Below are 18,975 nucleotides of genomic sequence, written 5' to 3' on the forward strand. Positions count from 1 at the left end.
AGATGCGAGTCATAGCAGGTAACTATCGGTCAAGACCGCTAAAGGCTGTTCCGGGTAAGAATACACGACCAACAACTGATAAAATCAAAGAATCGATGTTTAATCTTTTAGCCACAGCTTTACCAATAAATGGATTCTGCTTGGATTTTTATGCTGGTTCAGGTGCTTTAGCGATTGAATCAGTTTCTAGGGGGATGGCTGGTGCGGTGTTATGTGAAAAAGATCGTCGAGCCCTATCTACCATCAAAGAAAATTTAAAAATGACTAGGGAAGAGGATAAGTTCACCCTTTTGGGTGGAAATAATCGTTCAAAGTTGTCTGATTGGGCCATGCAAAGTAAGCAACGTTTTGATCTTGTCTTTCTGGATCCACCTTATGCTGAAAGCCAAGTCGAACAAGATTTGAATTGGTTGATTAAGAATGAATTATTAAATTTACACTGCTTAGTGGTGTGTGAAGCAGATGAAAAGCATGTTTTAAATGAGATTCCTGGATTCGTACAACTAAAACATAAAAAATATGGTATCACAGTCGTTCAGATTTATGAATTTCAAGGGAAGGTGTAAAGGTGATGGTTAATAAGATTGGTATTTTTGCTGGTTCGTTTGATCCACTTACATATGGTCACCTGGATCTAATTGAAAGATCTACGAAGTTGTTTGATGAAGTTATTGTATTAATCGCCGTAAACACAACTAAAAAGACAGTCTTTACTGTAGAAGAACGTAAAGATTTAATAGAAGAAGTGACGCAAGGTTTTGATAATCTTAGAATCGATTATTTAAAAGATGGTTTGATTGCTAAGTATTATCAAAAAACGAAAGCAACATCGTTGATACGTGGAGTCCGTTCAGCACAAGATTTTGAATATGAAGCAAATATTGCAATGGTTAACCGAACTCAATTAGCAGGTCTAGAAACGATTCTTCTATTGGCGAATGAAAAATATCGTTATCTAAGCTCAAGTTTAATTAAAGAAATCGCACATTTTGGCGGCGATATTTCTCAAATGGTGCCTCCAAATGTAGCTCAAGCTCTTTTTGCAAAAATGCAAAACAAATAATAGTTAAAATAGTTTTAAAACCTTTATTGTTCAAGAACAATAAAGGTTTTTTAGCGCTTTTATACATTTTTCCTTGTATTTATTGGGTAGTTTAATAAGGAGGCAGGCTATGAAATCCTATTTTGAAGGAGATACTTCATCGACATTTTATGAAAGGATTATAAAAAAACAAGGGATCTTGCTTTTATTAGTGGGAATTTTGGTTTTTTTGATCATAAGTTACTTGAATAAAGAAGTCAAAGTTAATTCCAATCAATTAGTAGAAGAAGTAATCGATATAGAAGTTACCACTAGTCAAGAATTAGTGACAACTATTACGAATGACCTGTATGTAGATATTAAAGGAGCGGTGAAAAGGCCTGGAGTCTATCAATTACAAATAGGTTCTCGTTTGATTGATTTGATTGAAAAGGCTGGAGGTTTTGATGATGATGCAGAACAAAACAGCTTGAATCTGGCCTTGCTTTTAGAAGATCAGATGATGATTCATGTTTATACAGAATCTGACTGGCAAGCTGTAATGAGCTCTGATCAAGAAGAACGAGCTCAGAGAACTTTAGCTACAAATAATGACTTTGCTAGTTTAGATGAACAAAATGAGGCCGAACCACTTATCAATATTAATTCAGCTGATCAGTCAGAATTAGAGACATTACCACAAATTGGCCCCGCCAAAGCCCAAAGAATTATTCAGTATCGGCAAGATCATGGCTCTTTTACTTCTTGTGAAGGCCTGTTAGAAGTATCAGGTATTGGACCTAAAACATTTGAAGGGTTAAAAGATTATATTACGGTAGGACCATGATGATAAACGTATTTCAAAATAGTCAATACCATTGGACTTTAATAGCGATCGTTGTCAGTTTTTTTATGCTTTTTATAATACAACCCATTTTTCCGCTTATTATTTTATTTGCTTTGGGAGTTTATCGTATATGGGTTTGTCGGAATAGGGAGTTAATGGCTTTAGTCATAGGTATTCTATTATTAGTGTTCTTGAATTATAGAAGCTTAGAAAACCAATGGCAAAGTCAAATTCTCATGTTTGAAGAAGGCGAGCAGATTAAAAGTGAGTTAGTCATCAACCCTAATCATATTCAGCAAAATGAAGACATTTTTTATGGAGAGGGAGGGTTATTTTCGGAAAATGAAGAGATCATTCCAGTGATAGTGAACTATTGGAATAAGAAAGATATTCAACAAGATCTACCTGATTTAACTGCTTCTTCTTATGTTTTAGCGATTAAGGGGAAAATAAAAAGGATTGAAGCCAACCGGAATTTCGATCTTTTTGATTATCAAAGTTACTTAAAGAGAAAAGGAATAGCTTGGGAGTTGGAAATAGATCAAATAGAGGGGGTTAAAGTCAGTCAATCGAACCAGTCCAATTTTTTTCTTATCCAACTCATTAATTTGAGAGCAAGATTGACGCACTATTTTAGAAGATGTGCGCAAATCCCTTTAGTCAGTATTCATAATAAATTACTCTATAACTTAAATTCGACTACCTATCGAGACTATAAACCAGCTTTTATGACATTAGGCATCTTACATTTCTTTTCTATTTCAGGTTTTCATGTAAACTATATCCGAAATGTTTTAACCTATATCTTATTGCGAATAGGAATTTCGCCTTCAAAAAGTAAAGTGATTGTTTTTACAGTCCTTATTCTGTTTGCTTGGTTAGTCGATTGGCCAATTGGGGCTCTGCGCTCGCTACTAGTAAACGGGTTCAATTTTTTAAGAAGAAGATTTCATTGGCCTTTTTCACCGTTAGACTGCTTGTCGATCGTTTATATTTTACTATTGGTCATCAACCCATATTTCATTCACAGTTTGGCATATATATTGTCCTTTCTAATGTCTTACCTTATTTATTTCTATCAAGGGACAAATAAAACTCATTTTCCAATTCATTGGCAGCAAAAAATGGAAGTAACTTTATTCTGTTTTCTTTTTTCCTGGCCCTTACTATTATCGAGTTCATTTGAAATTAATTTTTTACAAGTAGGAATCGTTTTAATCTTTACACCTTTATTTGAAGCCTGGATCATGCCGGCTATGTTTGGTTTTTCAACTTTACTTCTTCTCAGTCAGTTGGCCCCAAAGCTTTTACAACTAATTCAGTGGTTATCAAACATCTTTGAACTTGTTTGGGAAACGTTTTCGATTCACAAATGGGTGAAGTCAGGAGTTCTAGTGCTTGGTAGTGGTGGTTTTATGCTGCTTGTATTTCTTTTTGTTTTAGGAATCGTTTGGTTCTATTTTTTAAAAAGTAAACCTAATAGAGCGTGGAAGCTATTACTTTTGGGGTACTTACTAGTTATTGTAATTTATCCCTATCTTGATCTTAGAGATCGAATCATTATTTTAGATGTTGGGCAAGGAGATGCTTTACTATATAAGAAAGCTTTTTCTAAAAAAGCGTGGTTGATTGATACAGGAGGTAAGGTCGTTAATTCTCAAAACACAGTACAAATAGATCCGGAATATGCCTATAAAAATTTAATACCAGCTCTTAAAGCCCAAGGTATTACATGTTTAGAAGGGGTTATTATCACCCACCCAGATATTGATCATTTAGGAAATCTATCTGCCCTTGAGCAAGAAATGCCAATTAAACACCTTTACTATTCAGTCATTACTCAAAAGTCTGAAATTTGGCGAAAAATAAATCATAAATTCTCTAAAAATATACATCATCATGTCATCCAACCAGGTAAAAATATAAAAATAAAAGAAGGGGACATTGAATTATTGAGCCTAAATATGCCGGAACCTTATAATGAGGATAAGAGTAATGCATCCTCATTAATAAGTATTCTCACGATTCAAAATAGAAAAATGGTCAATATGGCGGACCTACCGCTCGAATTAGAAGAAGCTTTCTTAAAGACTTTTGATAATCGAAAGATAGACTTCTTAAAAATTGGTCATCACGGCAGTAAAACTTCTACTAGTGACCGATTGCTTGATCAATTAAAACCAGAACTAACCTTTATATCTTCAGGAAAGAACAACCGCTACCAACATCCCCATCCAGAAACCTTGTATAAGCTAAAAAAGAGAGGAATTACCTATTTAGATACTCAAGAAGTCGGGGCTATCGAAATAGCCCATCATCCTTTATACGGTTGGCAGGTGAAGACTGCTTTAAAAGCAAATGAGTAAATGTGGAAAGCACTTAGGTTTATGCCTTACTAAATGATATAATATTCTTAAAAGCCTTATCTTAAAGGAAATTTTAGATGAATATTGTAATATCTGTTTATGGCCTCATAATGTTTGCTACCGGTGTTGTAGGGTTGAGAAAGAAGCTAGCAATTTCAAAAGTAACGCTCACCATTATCGATTTGCTTTTTATCTTATCCATAGCAAATTTATGGATAACTGCGCTTATCATCGACATTTTAATTTCTGTATTGCTGATCTTTTTATCGATCAGCTTATATAGAGATCGTTTGTCAAGTGGTTTAACTCTCAATATGACCCACCACATTCTAAGACTATGTATACATCTTATTTTTATTTATTTTTTATTCCGATAAACAAATTGACATGTCAGCCAACTTTCGTTAAATTGAAGGTACAATGGAGGAGGAATCTTATTGGAAAAAATACCAAGCTTTACAATCAATCACTTAATTTTAAAACCAGGGATATATTTATCACGGACAGATAAAGTCGGTGGACGACAACTTCATACCTATGATTTACGATTTACAGCTCCTAACGCTGAACCCGTAATGAATACGGCCGAAATTCATACCATCGAACATCTTGCAGCTACCTATTTACGCAATCATGATAAGTACAAAGATGAAGTAATCTATTTTGGTCCCATGGGTTGTCGCACAGGTTTTTATTTGATTTTAACTGATGCCTTAAAAGGCCAAGAAGTTTTAAATTTAATTAAAGAAACATTCCAATTTACTGCTGAGTATGAAGGGGAAATACCGGGAGCAACACCAAGAGATTGTGGGAATTATTTAGACCAAAATTTACCAATGGCAAAATATCAAGCTAAAAAGTATGTGAAAAGTCTTGCACAAGTAACTGATTTGACTTTTATCTATCCTGAATAGAAATAAACACAGGTCTACAACAAGTAGATTTTGATACCTGATAGGTAGACCTGCTAATCTTTTACAAAGATACTTGAGTTATTCAGTGATCAAATTATCTCTTTCAAAATCTAATTGAAGGGGTTGATATTGAATAATTGGAGAAGCAGCTTTGATCGCTTTGCGCATCCAAATTACATCGATTAATTTTCCAGCTTTTTGAGCCAGTTTTGGGAAAGTCAACATTGTCTCAAAACCTTCTTTTTCATGAAAGCGTAAAGAGCGATGATTGTCTGCGACAATTGTTGAAATAATATATTCAGTGCTTGTTTGAGAAAGTAAAAATTCAATCACTGTATAAAGTTCATGACCAACGCCCTTAACTGGGCAATTTTCAGCAGTATATATTGAAAGCAGACCTGTATGAGATAGAAAAGGTTCATAAAATTCGCTTAAATATGCAAATCCAATTACAGTATCCTTATATTCAGCCACAATAAATGGATATTTTTTTGAGAGATTTTCAATCTTTTTAGCGGTCGCTTCAAGTGTGGGGACTTCCGATTCTAGATTGAAATTGGTATTCAAAATATAGGGACGGTAAATGCTTTGGATTGACTGAGCATCGGTGATTTGAGCTTGTCGAATAATAACTTCTTTTTGATGAAATAACATGGTGGAAGCCTCCTTTTTATTGGTTCTAGATTAGTATAATCATTGACAAAAGAATTACAATCAAAAAAGTGTAAATTTATTGTAAAAATTCCAAGGCGATCTAGTTGACTATATCTGAAAGATAAGCTATAATTATTTCACTTTCGAGATATGGAAAATTTTAAGACAAGAAGGTGAGAGTAGATGTTGGATCGAGACACAGAAGTTTTAAAAACATATATTGGTTTGATGAGGGCTCATGGCTATTTTGAGAAATTGGTCAAGAAAGATGCCAATCACTCTGATATGAATGTGACTGAATTTGCAGTATTAGAGTTGCTATATAATCGTGGTCCTCAGCCTATTCAACAAATAGGGAATCGGATTTTAATTGCATCCTCTTCAACAACTTATGTTGTTGATAAGTTGTGTAATAAAGGATATGTAGAACGTAAGCCAGATTTAAATGACCGCCGAGTTACTTTTGCTGAGATTACAGCAGAGGGAATCGCATTAATGGATAAAATTTATCCAGAACATCGTAAACATCTTTTAGAAGTGTTTGCTGAGTTTACTGAAGAAGAAGTGCTTGAAATGAAACGTTTATTACAAAAATTAACGCGATATGAATAGTTATTTGACCTCTATGATCAGAGGTCTTTTTATTTGGAAATATTTCAATAACAACCGGATAAGTTGGTTTTAACTTTCATTCTTTCTGTGATACACTTTAAATGTCAAAATGCATAGGGAAAGGAAAATACTCATGAAAATTCCAATTCTATTACTCTTACTTTTCAGTCTTTCGGCTTGTCAGAAGGCCTCTACAGAACAAACTGAAAAAACAAGTGTTTTAGCGTCAAATGAGCCAGAAATTCAAGAGACGAGCCTAGAAAGAGGTCAAGTGGAGTCTCAGCCCTTAAAAAATGATGGAACACGCCAAGCTTGGACGGATTATTCTGCCTATGCTCAAGTTGATGAAGAGGGCTATGCCTACTACATGCAAGAAAATCCAGATATATCTTCCGAGATTTTCCCGCTATATGAAACTGGTGATCATAAAGTTCTTTTATTTACCTTCGATGATGCACCGCAAAGACCAGACTCTTATGCTTTAGAGATCGCACAACAATTGAAAGTTAAGGATGTTAATGCAATTTTTCTTGTAAATGGTATGTACCTTACTGAAGAAAGAGGTCGACAAATCACAAAGCAAATATATGATATGGGCTTTGAGATAGGCAACCATACGCAACATCATCCTAATCTTAAAGAAATGACCTATGATCAGCAGTATCAAGAAATTAAACAAACGAGTGATTTGGTAGAGGAAATAACGGGTGAAAAACCTAGATGGTTCAGACCTCCTTTTGGTTTATTTAACATGGATACTTATCGGATTTGTCAAGACCTAGAGATGCAGTTAATGACTTGGAATTTTGGGTATGACTGGATGGAAGATTATCTTGATGGTGATGCACTGTTGGAAATTTCTTTAAATAATGATTATTTAAGAGCAGGCGCAAATATTTTAATGCATGACCGTCCTTGGACAAACGCTGCTATTTCTAGAATGGTGGATGGTTATCGTGAACAAGGTTATCATATAGTAGATCCGCTATTAATACGCAACCCAGATTTTGAAAAAGAAAGTTAGGCGAGCCGTGTGAAGAAGAATTTTCCTATTTCTTTTTATATAAAGTTACTATTCATTGTAATTAGTCTGTCAAGTGTCTATTACTATCATGAGGAAGTTATTGACCAAGCGTTTTCTCAAAAGAATTTATCGATTTACCAGCAATTAAGTGAACTGTCGCAAAAGCTTATCGGTTTTCAAACTCAACCAAAAGAGGAATATGCTAAGCTGGCAAATTATACTCAGTCATTTCCAGGAAATAAAGAACCCATTCAATATCATCCGTTAGTATTAAATCATCCTCATTTTATATTAGGTCAAAAACGGGCTGACCTTTTTAATCAACAATTAGATTTGAAAGAGTTGAACCGTGCCTTTATTGAAGAAGCGAATAGAAATTATTTTACTCAAGCCCCACTTCAAATAGCCTCCAATTTAACAAAAGGGAATCATTTACGGCTTGATGAAATAACCAATTATGCTTATCTAGATTCTAAAACATTTGAAGGTTTGAATTTTCGCCAACGATTTCCTGATATAGCAGATAGCGAATACCGAATTGGAGAAAATTTATATGAGGTTTTTATCTCAGCAGATGATATTCATATAGACACTTGGTCCAAAAAAGAAGCTGTGTTTGCTAAGTATTTAGCCAACGCTTTTTTTGGTCAAACAGAAGAATTGCCTCATTTAAAATCCCTCATACTTTCAGCGAGAGCCTCAGCAAGTGATTTCCATCTTGACGATTCGTCTTATGTACGTATAGCGGTAGTCTTAAATTTTGATAATCATAATTATTAATTTTGGAGGGAAAAAAATGAAAATGGGAAAGTTCTTAAAATTAGGTGTTCCATTAATGGGGCTTTCAATTGGATACAAATTACATCGTGCATTTCGTCACCCATTACCTAAAATTAGTCATGCAGAGCGTTTGCTTGAGCGATTAGAATTAAACACGTCTATCGATTGGCTTGAAGAGAAACAATTTGCTAGTGATTGGCAAAAGAAATTAATGCCTTTCTTAGAGAGGAGAAGACAAAGTGGCAAGATTCATACGGGACCTTATTCTCTAGCTTATGACTTTTATGCTTTAGAGAATGCGGTAGCTACTTGTGTTATTGTGCATGGGTTTAATGAATATAAAGAGAAGTATCTAGAACTTATTTATTATTTATTGCAAGCAGGGATACAAGCTATTGTTTACGATGCAAGAGGGCACGGTGAATCTAAACTCGCTCCCAATCAAACACAAATCGACTGTTTATCTTTTCAACCATATATAGAAGATTTAGAATTAGTAGTAGGTCTTGCGAAAAATATGGGTGGGTCTGAGAGGCCTTTATTTTTATTTGGACATTCGATGGGTGGGGCGGTAGCGACTCGCTTAACTCAAACCTATCCTCAAATAATTAATGGGTTAATTTTATCTGCGCCAATGCTAGCGATTCATTCTAGCGGCTTGCCAATGGAATTTGCGCATATTATTTCGAGAATGATGCAAAAAATTGGTCAAGGTAAGAAGTATCTTCCAGCAGAATCAAATCTTAAAAAGGATAATTATTTAACTTTCCAAATGCCGAACCATCTTTCTAATTCTGAGGTGAGGGGAAGATTCTTTTTTGATTTAAATCGGAACCTTCATCGCTATCCGACACGATCAGGTTCTTATAATTGGTTAAATGCTGCCTTAGATACCTTACAGAAGATTCATGCTGAAAGTGAAATCAAAAAAATATCTTGTCCTAGCTTAATTTTTCGAGCTGAAAGGGATCAGGTTGTAAAAAAAGAAGGAATATATCATTTTTATAATCGTCTTCCCTTTTCATTTAATATATTGGTTCCATCAAGCGAACATGAAATTCTTTCAGGACATGATGATCAAGTGAGAATGATCGTTTCTCAAATTATAGAATTCATCTCAAACAATGCAGAATAATCATAAATAATTTAAAAGACAAAAATAAAACACTGCATAGTTCAAAAGTGAAAGCAGTGTTTTTTATCATATTTTATTGAAGAATTGATTTGGGTAAAGATGGGGTTACCTCGTTTGATAGCCTATGATCAGACCTTTTCTTTGGGCGTAAAAACTACATAAGCCAGAAGCAGCTAGAATTTCGATGTCTGCTTGAGGAAATTGATCAAGTATCATCTTTTGAAGTTCCTGACTGGCTTTTGGATTAAGGACATGATTAATAATTAACTTTCCACCATTATATCCCTTGCTTTTAATTTCAGCCCAAAGTTTTTTCATAGCTTGGTGGTGTCCTCGAGCTTTTTGGGCAAGTTCGATGGTGCCTTCAGGACTTCGTTTGCCTATTAAACGAATATTGAGTAGTCCGATCATATTTCCTACAATTTTTGACACACGTCCATTTTTCACAAGATTGTCTACAGATTCCAATACAAAAGATACATTAGTCTTAAGATGTTCTTTTTCAAGAGCCTGCACAACTGCTTCAAAATCCAATTTTTCTTTAATAATTTGAGCTGCAAGAGAGATGAGTAGATCAATTTCGGCTCCGGCAGAACGGCTATTTAAAATATAGATATTGGCGTTTGGGTTTTTTTCTAAGGCTAATTCTTTCCCAAGGCAGGCAGCATTATATGAACCTGAGACACCGGATGATAAGGTGAAACAAAGAACATTGTCATTTGATTCAAATGTCTGTGCATAGGTCTCTGGACTTGGGCAAGCAGTGCCTGTGTTTTTAGCATTTTCCATTTCTGTCACAAGTGTTTCAGTACTGAGTTGATCGTTATCTTGATAAGTGTGTTCGTCTATGTTTATAAGTAAAGGGACCACTTCAAAATCAACTTGATCATTGATATGTTTGATTGAACGGATACTTGCTCCTGAATCAGTCACTATTTTCCATTGCATCATTATTTCCCCCATTTATGGTCAATTAATTATCAGTAGTATAACTAATTTTAGAAACACTTGCAATTTTTCAAAAAGTTTTTCTATTAATACTTGCTATATTAAGAAGATTATCGGTAAAATAGGAATTGACAAATATTTCATGTGAGGAGGAAGGCTTATGTTAGGAGATCTACATCAGTCTAACTTGGTAATTTTAGTTCAGTTAGTTTTTTCAATAGTAGGGTTAGGGTTTGCCTATATAGGAGCGGTTGAATATGGTTTGATATCTATGATGATAGCAGCCATTCTCAATGAATATTCAGTAGATATTTCAGAACAGTTTGACCAAACTGATGCACAACTCGCTTTTTCTACAGAATTTGAAGTTTTAGCAGATTTTCTCTCGTTTGGAATGATACCGGTAGGGCTTTTATTAACAACCACTCGAGGAGGGATTCTTGGTATTGTGACTATCGCAATTTATCTAACAGCAGTTTCAATCCGTTTAGCTCATTTTAACCGACCTTTAGAATTTCAAACGTATCAAATGGATGACGATCTTTTTTACTTAGGTCTTCCTCTGATTTCAGTGGCAGTAATTTTCCCCATACTATACTTGTTAAGTTATATTCTAGCTCCATCAATCTTTTCGGTACTTGTTATCATTATCATGCTTGGTTTAGCGGTGGGTTATGTAATTGCAAAACCAATCCCTCGCTTAAAAAAAGAATGGATGACTTACCTCATTTTCGGAGTAATCTTTATGATCTTAATGTATATTCTATTGGGAATTTTCAAATGATTTAACGAATAATCCTCCTTTTCTTGGAAATAGGAGGTTTTTGTTTTAAGACGCCAAAAAGGAATCATTGCAGGAGGATAGGTAGTGAAGTTACATATTCTGCATACCAATGACTTACATGGTCATCTTGAAAAATGGGATGTTCTAGCTGAGTCTATCCAAAAGAGACGATCAGACATTGAGCGCAGAGGTGATTTTTGTTTGGTTTGTGATGTAGGTGATGCAATTGATACGGTTCACCCGCTTATTGAAGCAAGCCAAGGCTCAGTAATAGTTGATTTGTTTAATAAGGCCAATTATGATGTGGTTACTATCGGGAATAATGAAGGGCTTAATCTTTCGAAAATGCAATTGAATAAAATCTATTCTAAAGCACATTTTTCTGTAGTTTGTGCGAATTTAATTGATCGTACAACGAATAGATTGGCTGCTTATGCCGTTGAGAATCAAATTTTTGATTTTCCATTTGGTCAGATTGCTTTTTTAGGATTAACTGCACCTTATTATACCTATAAATATAATGGTTATATGCCGTTGGATATTTTTAGGACATTATCTCAGCAGCTAAGGCTTTTAAGTACTAGATCCATAAAACCTGTTAAAATCATTTTACTCTCGCATTTGGGCTATCAAAATGACCGTATCATTGCTCAACATTTTCCGGAAATCAATTTGATTTTGGGCGGTCATACACATCATCTAATTGAAAATGGAGAAAAGGTGTATAGAAGTTTATTATCGGCCTGCGGTCGTTTTGGAGAGTACTTAGGAGAAGTGATTTTTGATATAGAAACAGGAGAAGTGAATGCTTCGACACAATCCTACACAACTTTACAATCAAATATTAACCATTTGTCAAGTGATCATTATCAAAAAACTGGAGAAAGTTTGCTAAAAAAACATGTCTTTGCTAAGCTTCCAGTGAGCATTTATTCTTCTGAAATAAAAGGCAGACACTCTTTTGTTCAGCACGCTTTTAAAGCTATACAATTAGAAACGGGCTGTCAGCTGGCTTTTATGTCTACAGGTCTTTTTTTAAATGATTTGCCAAAGGGTTTGCTTAGCATGAATCAATTACATGTAGCTCTTCCGCATTCAATACGAGCAATGACTCTTGAGTTAAAGGGCTGGCAATTAGAAGAATTATTGGAAGAGATTGAAAAACAACAAATAGCTTTGGAAAATAAACCCATTTTTGGGAATGGTTTTAGAGGTAAATTCTTCGGTAAAATGATTTTTAAAGGGATTGTTTATGATCAATCTAGTAAACAATGGTTAATTAATGATAAACCTATTAACACTAACCAAATATATCATTTAGCTAGTCTCGACCACTATGCTTATATACCATTTTTCCCAAGTATTATGAAGTATAGTCGACCCAATATAATATTCCCTAAGTTTTTGCGACATATTTTAAAAGATTATTTTGAGGGACAATTTCCCTTAAATGAAGGAGTAAATTATGACTGATTCATCAAAAGAAATAGAAATAAATCATCAACTTGATCAAATTTTAGATGATCTTACTAAAGATCAAGGAAACGAAGAAATAATTAAGAATGTAAAATTATTAAATGATCACTCTTTAATGATTGAAGATCAAGAATATAAATTAATCATTAATTATCAGGAGGCATTTGATTATGATGCTTTTTATACGCGGTATCAGGATCTCTTTGCAAAGTACGATTATATTGTGGGTGATTGGGCTTTTGGTCAATTAAGGCTGAGAGGGTTTTATCAGATTGGTACACCTAAAGTTGCTTATGATCAGCGGATCGAAACTTTAGAAGATTATATCAATGAATATTGTAATTTTGGAGCTAAATATTTTGTAATTGGTAAAAATACTTCTTTGGCTGAATATCCCCAACTTTTGGATCGATTACGGGCTGGTAAAGTAAATGATATTCAAAGTAAAACGATTTATCCAAGAGCAGCTAACAAAAGAAAGCGAAGTAGAACTCATCCGAAAAGAGGGAATCGAAAAATTCCAAGTTTGGGTCATCGTTCTAAAACGCCTTCTCCAATTATTCGAAGAAGGAGCGAAGAGATCGTGCTAGAAAATAAATCGAAAGATAATAAAAAAAGTGTAAAAGTTGGAACAAAAGAAGTAGGAAAACCTATGAACAAGATTAAACATAAAAAAGATTTTATCATAAAGAAACGTTCAAATTAGTCTAAGTTAGAAAGCGAGGAGTCGCAACTTGACTCAACAAATCAAAAATTTTATCAGGGCCTGTTTATTTAGCCTTGCTTCTTTAACAGGAGCGATAGCGTTAACAGTTATACTGTCTCCATGGATCTATAGAATTTTTAATTATTTTTTTAAGCTTCATGAGAATGTTGGTTTGACGAGTGAGCAACTGAACCAGAATTATCAAGCGATTATTAATTATTTAATTCATCCCTTACTCAGGCAGTTTCATTTACCAGATTTTGCTTCTTCAGTTGGAGGAGTTCAGCATTTTGCAGAAGTTAAATTTTTAATTCAGTTGACCTTGATGGCTACTTTTTTGCTGTTCTTCTTAGTTGTATTTGATGTGTTTCGCATCAGAAAACAAAGAAGACGAGTGTTTTATTTTAAACCCTATCTTTTCCTTTGTTATCTTTTACCCTTAGGAGTGATGTTCTTAGCAGTCGTTGCGTTTGATAAAGTTTTTATACTCTTCCATCAACTTTTTTTTCGTAATGAATTATGGTTGTTTGATCCATTGAAAGATCCAATAATTAATGTTTTGCCTGACACCTATTTTTTTGTTTTATTGTTAGTAGTTATCATTAGTTATGAATTATTACTAGGAATCATCCATCTATTTATTAAAAAGAAAATATAAAAAAAGATTACCTCGTTTTCAGGAGGTAATCTTTTTTATTTTAGAAATGATGAGGTTTTTTTGGAGGAACGGAGATTTCATCTGTTTGTGGTTGGGCATGTGCAATTCGGCTGGCGGCAGCAGCCGCCAAGGCGCCCACAATATCGTCAATAAAAGTATTGCAACGGTGCGATTTCTCATCGTTCAATTTACCGATGATACCGGGCTTCAACTTATCTAAATAGCCAAAGTTTGTGAGACCAATTGATCCATAAACATTAACGATCGATAAAGTTAAAATCTCGTCGATTCCATATAACCCCTCATCTCGCATTAATAGATCACAAAGTAAAGGAGAGAGTAAGCCTTTTTCGGCAGCAATATCAATTTCAATTCCTGTAATAATAGCGTTTTGGACTTCACGTTTTTGCATTACAGCATGAACATTATCAATGCAGTCTTGCATTGTTAAGGATTCAACATAGCTGTGTTGTAAATCAAATACAATTTTAGCGATTTCTTCAATGCTAACACCTCTTTCGGCTAGCAATTCATAGGATCTTGATTTTAAATGTTTTAAATGAATATAATCTTTAGTCATTAAATTCTCCTTCAAATATACTTGATGAATGTAACGGGGATGGCCGATAGTTTGGATTAATATAACGTAAAGCTTGATTTACAGCTATTAACGCTTCACCAAATCCTGCTGCAATAATTCGGACTTTACCAGGATAATCAGCAATATCTCCCACCGCAAAAACTCCAGGTAGGTTGGTTTCCATTAAAGAATTAACTTCAATTTGATTGCGTGACTGTTTGAGTCCCCAATTTTTAATTTGGCCAATAGAATTTGAAAAGCCATAGTTGATGATCAATTGATCAATGGCAATTTCTTCCATTTGTTTTGTTTTAACTTGCTGAATTTTCACAGCTTTTATTTGGTGATCGGAACCTTCTAGGTCGATAATTTTATGAGGGGTATAAACTTTGACGGTAGAAGCCAGTAATTTAGAAACATTGCTTTCCAATGCTCTAAAACTCTCTCGCCGATGGATTAAATAGACTTCTTTTGCAAGTGGCTCCAGAGCTAAAGCCCAATCCACGGCTGAATCTCCTCCGCCACAGACAGCCACTTTTTTTTGAATAAAGTAATCAGGGTTTTTAACGATATAATGTAAAGAATAATTCTCGTACATATCGGATTGGTCTACTTCGAGTTTGCGAGGCTGGAAGGCACCGTTACCTGCAGCTATAATAACAGTTTTTGAGCGATAAATATTTTTATTAGTTTGAATAGTGTAGCTGTTTTGAGCACTATAAGATAGGTTGAGTACTTCCTCGCCGAGAGCAATGTCTGTTTGGAAAAGATTCAGTTGCTCGTGTAGTTTATGACTCAATTCATTGCCCTTAATAGCAGGATAGGCAGGAATATCAAAAATTTTCTTTTCCCCGTACAGATGATTTGGTTGGCCTCCGACTTCATCTAAAGATTCAATAATTTTAACTTTAGCATTTCGCATTTGTGCGAAGAAGCCAGTATAAAGACCTACCGGTCCTGCACCGACGATAATAATATCATAAATCTCTTTCATAGCTGTCCTCCTTTAATAAAAGAACTGTAGGAAAACCAGCCGCATTACCACAGCGACAAAACCACCTGTAATAATACCAGCAAATACTTCCGTCGGCTTGTGTCCGAGATATTTGGTAACGATAAGGTCATGATAATTACTGATGATTTCTGGATCAATATGGGGGTTTTGTTGTTTTTCGGCAGTGGGTTCAATTTTTAGATGAGCATATTTCGACCTAGATAAATGTTTTACGAGAGCGTCAATCACTATCCCTTGCTCTCCACTTTGGCGACGAACACCCATAGAATCGAACATAATGATTACGCCAAAAACAGTTGCAATTGCGACATATGCTGAAGAAAAACCATACTCAAATATGAGGCTAGCAATCAAACTAGCTACAGCTGCCGAGTGAGAGGAAGGCATCCCTCCAGTGGAAGTTATGATATCAATTTTAGGTGTTCGCTTTGAATAATATGCAATCGGATATTTAATGATTTGCGCAAAAAAGATAGCGGTTAAAGCAGCAATTAATGGGTAATTCATAGCATCCTTATCCTTCTTTTTATTTTATATCACTAACTATCTTAACAAAAATAAGCTCCTTTAACTATAAATTTTGTTTTTTTTCAGTTAAAATGAAAGAGTAAAATAGACAAAAGGAGCGATAATATGAATAACTATCCGCAATTAAATAAAGAAGACTTGACAAGTCAAGTTGTTTTGCACACTAATAAAGGGGAGATTGAATTAGCTTTATTTGCTGATCAAGCCCCTAAAACGGTCGAAAACTTCATCACTTTAGCTGAAGAGGGTTATTATGATGGAGTGATTTTTCACCGCGTAATCAAAGATTTTATGATACAAGGTGGAGACCCTACAGGAACAGGAATGGGCGGAGAGAGTAAATGGGGTGGAAGTTTTGAAGATGAATTTACGATGAACCTCTTCAACTTTTACGGCGCATTATCAATGGCTAATGCAGGGCCAAATACTAACGGCAGTCAATTTTTCATCGTTACTGCTCCAAATGTTCCTACTGATTTGTTACAGCAATTAAAGGAAATAGGTTACCCAGAAGAAGTGGTTCAAGCCTATCAAGAAAAAGGTGGGACACCTTGGTTAGATCAACGCCATACTGTATTCGGACAAGTGGTGGCTGGAATGGATAATGTTTTATCAATTCAAAATGTTGCAACGGGTCCGCAAGATAAACCGCTGGAAGATGTTGTGATTCAATCTATTACCGTTTCTAAATAGTTGCTTTAGGAAAAGTGTGATGACAATGAAGTTTAAAATAGGAGACATTATTGAAGGAGAAGTAACGGGCATCCAAAATTATGGCATTTTTGTTAAACTTTCTGATGATGAACAAGGACTCGTCCATATTTCTGAATGTAAACATGGTTACGTTGGAGAACTTGAGGATTTTATTGAAGTAGGCGAACACGTTAAAGTCGTCGTTATTGATATTGATGAATATAGTAAAAAAATCTCTTTGTCTATGAGAGCATTAGATAAAACCAATACGCCTTTATTTCCAGTTAGAAATCGAAAAAAGAAAAGACGCAATCTACCAGATATTGGTTTTAAGACCATATCTGATAAAATGCCACTGTGGATTAAGCAAGCCATGAAATCAATTGAAGATAATGAATTTAATACTAAAATCGAAGTATAGGAGGTTATTAGATGGAAGCAATCAATTTTGATTATTCAAAAGCTGTAAATTTTTTTAAAAAAGCTGAAATGGACAACCTGAGTCCATTTGCAAAAATTGCTTTGCATAATCTTAAAGAAAAAGAAGGAGTCGGGGCAGAATTTACAGATTGGGTCGATTGGCCAAAAGATTTTCTTCAATCAGAAATAGAACGAATAAATCAGACCGCTCAAAAAATACGAGAAAATTCCGATGTTTTAGTAGTAATTGGCATTGGTGGCTCCTATTTAGGTGCCAAAGCAGCAATTGATTTTTTAAATCATTCTTTCTACAATCTACTTGCTCCAAGCCAAGGGTTTCCTCAAATATTTTTTGCAGGAAATAATATCTCTTCAACTTACTTAAATGATCTAATCGAAGTAATTGGCGAACGTGACTTTTCGATTAACGTAATTTCTAAATCAGGCACCACAACTGAGCCAGCGATCGCTTTTCGCATTTTAAAAGAAAAAATGATTGATAAGTATGGAAAAGAAGAAGCCTATCAAAGAATTTTTGCAACGACCGACCAAAGTAAGGGTGCTTTAAAAAAAGAAGCTGACGAAAATAACTATGAAAGCTTTGTGATTCCAGATGGTATCGGAGGACGCTTTTCAGTCCTTACTCCGGTTGGTTTACTTCCAATTGCTGTTAGTGGAGCGCATATAGAAAAAATTCTTCAAGGAGCAAGATTTGCTAGAGAAAATTATTTGGTCGATGATTTAGAAAATAATCAGGCAATGCAATATGCTGTATTAAGAAATATTTTTTATCGAAAAGGGAAGGTCAATGAGTTGCTTGTAAACTATGAACCCAATCTGAATGCATTTGGTGAGTGGTGGAAGCAACTATTTGGCGAATCAGAAGGAAAGGATCAAAAGGGAATCTTTCCTTGCTCAGCGAACTTTTCAACAGATCTCCATTCAATTGGACAAATTATCCAAGATGGTCAAAGAAACTTATTTGAAACGGTATTAAATATTCAAACCGCAAGAAAAGAGATTGAAATCCCTCGATTAGAAGAAAACATAGATGGCTTATCCTATTTAGAAGGAGAAATGATGTCTTCTGTGAATCAAATGGCATACAAAGGGACAATGATTGCCCATACAGATGGGTCCGTTCCCAATCTTATAATTGATCTTCCGGCGATGAATGAAGAAACGCTGGGACAATTAATTTACTTCTTTGAAATGGCAGTTTCACTTTCTGGTTATCTTAATGGTGTGAATCCTTTTGATCAGCCTGGGGTCGAAGCTTATAAAAGAAATATGTTCGCCTTATTAGGCAAACCAGGCTATGAGGATATTTCTAAGGAATTATCCCAAAGAATATAGAAAGAATAAACTTTTTATAGAATTAAGAAAATCATTCAAGATTGGCTGTATAAGATATAGCTCCTTGAATGATTTTTTCTTTCATTATATACATCAAGAAAATAGAAAAAGCTGGAATAAATTTACAAAAAATTTACAAAAATGCCATATTCCTATTGACTTAACATGGAAGACCGTGCTATATTATTTCTTGTCGTTAAGAACGAAAGAAATAGATTGATAATAATAAAAAGATTTAAAAAAACCTAAAAAAGGGTTTGACTTTAGCAAATGAATCATGTTATATTATTTCTTGTCGTCAAGAGCGACCAAAATGAAAGCAAAAAGAAGACAAAAAAACTTCAAAAAAGGTTTGACAAAAAAAGCAAACCATGCTAGTATATAGAAGTTGTCACTTATGACAGCGAAGCTCATTGAAAACTGAACAAAGACAAACACCAAAATGTGTAAGGGTCTAT

Annotated in this window: 21 protein-coding genes; 16 read left to right on the forward strand and 5 right to left on the reverse strand. The window is 34.6% G+C overall.

Annotated elements, in window-relative coordinates; genetic code table 11:
• Window positions 1-2 precede the first annotated feature (2 nt).
• From rsmD to HF969_RS07470, 5 genes are all read left to right on the forward strand, one after another.
• Entirely contained in the window at window positions 3-566 is a 564-nt protein-coding gene (gene rsmD, locus HF969_RS07450) for a 16S rRNA (guanine(966)-N(2))-methyltransferase RsmD (RefSeq protein ID WP_090290224.1), read from the forward strand.
• A 5-nt stretch (window positions 567-571) separates the two neighbouring features.
• Window positions 572-1,063, forward strand: coding sequence for a pantetheine-phosphate adenylyltransferase (gene coaD / locus HF969_RS07455; RefSeq protein WP_090290225.1), 492 nt, complete (start codon window positions 572-574; stop codon window positions 1,061-1,063).
• Between the two features lie 109 nt (window positions 1,064-1,172).
• Complete coding sequence (locus tag HF969_RS07460) at window positions 1,173-1,868, forward strand: ComEA family DNA-binding protein (protein ID WP_090290226.1); 696 nt, start codon at window positions 1,173-1,175, stop codon at window positions 1,866-1,868.
• Entirely contained in the window at window positions 1,868-4,234 is a 2,367-nt protein-coding gene (locus HF969_RS07465; RefSeq protein WP_168427186.1) for a DNA internalization-related competence protein ComEC/Rec2, read from the forward strand. The genes HF969_RS07460 and HF969_RS07465 overlap by 1 nt, the downstream gene beginning before the upstream one ends.
• Window positions 4,235-4,671: 437 nt before the next feature.
• Window positions 4,672-5,148, forward strand: a complete 477-nt coding sequence (locus HF969_RS07470; protein ID WP_090290229.1) for an S-ribosylhomocysteine lyase — start codon at window positions 4,672-4,674, stop codon at window positions 5,146-5,148.
• 78 nt (window positions 5,149-5,226) lie between these two features.
• Here the strand turns inward: HF969_RS07470 and HF969_RS07475 are convergent, their stop codons facing one another.
• Window positions 5,227-5,802, reverse strand: a complete 576-nt coding sequence (locus HF969_RS07475; protein ID WP_090290230.1) for a GNAT family N-acetyltransferase — start codon at window positions 5,800-5,802, stop codon at window positions 5,227-5,229.
• A gap of 183 nt (window positions 5,803-5,985) precedes the next feature.
• On the opposite strand from HF969_RS07475, the gene HF969_RS07480 reads away from it, so the two are divergent.
• The 4 genes from HF969_RS07480 to HF969_RS07495 all read left to right on the forward strand — a co-directional run bounded on the left by HF969_RS07480 (window position 5,986) and on the right by HF969_RS07495 (window position 9,353).
• Window positions 5,986-6,414 carry a MarR family winged helix-turn-helix transcriptional regulator gene (locus HF969_RS07480; RefSeq protein WP_210727906.1) on the forward strand — a complete coding sequence of 143 codons (429 nt, stop codon included), beginning with the start codon at window positions 5,986-5,988 and terminating at the stop codon, window positions 6,412-6,414.
• A 133-nt stretch (window positions 6,415-6,547) separates the two neighbouring features.
• Window positions 6,548-7,438 (forward strand): polysaccharide deacetylase family protein, encoded by an 891-nt coding sequence (locus HF969_RS07485; protein ID WP_090290231.1) that lies wholly within the window; start codon window positions 6,548-6,550, stop codon window positions 7,436-7,438.
• A 9-nt stretch (window positions 7,439-7,447) separates the two neighbouring features.
• Window positions 7,448-8,218 (forward strand): hypothetical protein, encoded by a 771-nt coding sequence (locus HF969_RS07490; RefSeq protein ID WP_090290232.1) that lies wholly within the window; start codon window positions 7,448-7,450, stop codon window positions 8,216-8,218.
• A 16-nt stretch (window positions 8,219-8,234) separates the two neighbouring features.
• Window positions 8,235-9,353 carry an alpha/beta fold hydrolase gene (locus HF969_RS07495; protein WP_090290233.1) on the forward strand — a complete coding sequence of 373 codons (1,119 nt, stop codon included), beginning with the start codon at window positions 8,235-8,237 and terminating at the stop codon, window positions 9,351-9,353.
• A gap of 105 nt (window positions 9,354-9,458) precedes the next feature.
• Here HF969_RS07495 and HF969_RS07500 read toward each other — a convergent pair whose 3' ends face one another.
• Window positions 9,459-10,301, reverse strand: coding sequence for a DegV family protein (locus HF969_RS07500; RefSeq protein WP_090290247.1), 843 nt, complete (start codon window positions 10,299-10,301; stop codon window positions 9,459-9,461).
• Window positions 10,302-10,461: 160 nt separating this feature from the next.
• Between HF969_RS07500 and HF969_RS07505 the strand changes: the two genes are divergently transcribed.
• From HF969_RS07505 to HF969_RS07520, 4 genes are all read left to right on the forward strand, one after another.
• Window positions 10,462-11,085, forward strand: coding sequence for a CDP-alcohol phosphatidyltransferase family protein (locus tag HF969_RS07505; protein ID WP_090290234.1), 624 nt, complete (start codon window positions 10,462-10,464; stop codon window positions 11,083-11,085).
• Between the two features lie 84 nt (window positions 11,086-11,169).
• Window positions 11,170-12,558, forward strand: coding sequence for a bifunctional metallophosphatase/5'-nucleotidase (locus HF969_RS07510; protein ID WP_090290235.1), 1,389 nt, complete (start codon window positions 11,170-11,172; stop codon window positions 12,556-12,558).
• The gene (locus HF969_RS07515; RefSeq protein WP_090290236.1) at window positions 12,551-13,267 is read left to right on the forward strand and encodes a YutD family protein; all 717 of its coding nucleotides are present in this window, start codon (window positions 12,551-12,553) and stop codon (window positions 13,265-13,267) included. The genes HF969_RS07510 and HF969_RS07515 overlap by 8 nt, the downstream gene beginning before the upstream one ends.
• A gap of 28 nt (window positions 13,268-13,295) precedes the next feature.
• Window positions 13,296-13,925, forward strand: coding sequence for a TIGR01906 family membrane protein (locus tag HF969_RS07520; RefSeq protein ID WP_090290237.1), 630 nt, complete (start codon window positions 13,296-13,298; stop codon window positions 13,923-13,925).
• Window positions 13,926-13,965: 40 nt separating this feature from the next.
• Here HF969_RS07520 and HF969_RS07525 read toward each other — a convergent pair whose 3' ends face one another.
• Genes HF969_RS07525 through HF969_RS07535 form a run of 3 tightly spaced genes read right to left on the reverse strand, consistent with a single transcriptional unit; the run spans window position 13,966 to window position 16,027 of the window.
• A complete protein-coding gene (locus HF969_RS07525; protein ID WP_090290238.1) occupies window positions 13,966-14,505 on the reverse strand; it encodes a phosphatidylglycerophosphatase A family protein in 540 nt (179 codons plus the stop codon).
• Window positions 14,498-15,499, reverse strand: coding sequence for an NAD(P)/FAD-dependent oxidoreductase (locus HF969_RS07530; protein ID WP_090290239.1), 1,002 nt, complete (start codon window positions 15,497-15,499; stop codon window positions 14,498-14,500). The genes HF969_RS07525 and HF969_RS07530 overlap by 8 nt, the downstream gene beginning before the upstream one ends.
• A gap of 12 nt (window positions 15,500-15,511) precedes the next feature.
• Window positions 15,512-16,027, reverse strand: a complete 516-nt coding sequence (locus HF969_RS07535) for a divergent PAP2 family protein (protein WP_090290240.1) — start codon at window positions 16,025-16,027, stop codon at window positions 15,512-15,514.
• Window positions 16,028-16,153: 126 nt separating this feature from the next.
• On the opposite strand from HF969_RS07535, the gene HF969_RS07540 reads away from it, so the two are divergent.
• The 3 genes from HF969_RS07540 to HF969_RS07550 are packed head-to-tail and all read left to right on the forward strand — an operon-like array spanning window position 16,154 to window position 18,517.
• Window positions 16,154-16,741, forward strand: a complete 588-nt coding sequence (locus HF969_RS07540; RefSeq protein WP_090290241.1) for a peptidylprolyl isomerase — start codon at window positions 16,154-16,156, stop codon at window positions 16,739-16,741.
• 19 nt (window positions 16,742-16,760) lie between these two features.
• Entirely contained in the window at window positions 16,761-17,162 is a 402-nt protein-coding gene (locus HF969_RS07545; protein ID WP_245694851.1) for a CvfD/Ygs/GSP13 family RNA-binding post-transcriptional regulator, read from the forward strand.
• 11 nt (window positions 17,163-17,173) lie between these two features.
• Window positions 17,174-18,517, forward strand: a complete 1,344-nt coding sequence (locus HF969_RS07550; RefSeq protein WP_090290242.1) for a glucose-6-phosphate isomerase — start codon at window positions 17,174-17,176, stop codon at window positions 18,515-18,517.
• Window positions 18,518-18,975: the final 458 nt, after the last annotated feature.

It is taken from the genome of Facklamia miroungae (assembly GCF_012396555.1).
GTDB classification, from domain to species: Bacteria; Bacillota; Bacilli; order Lactobacillales; family Aerococcaceae; genus Facklamia; species Facklamia miroungae.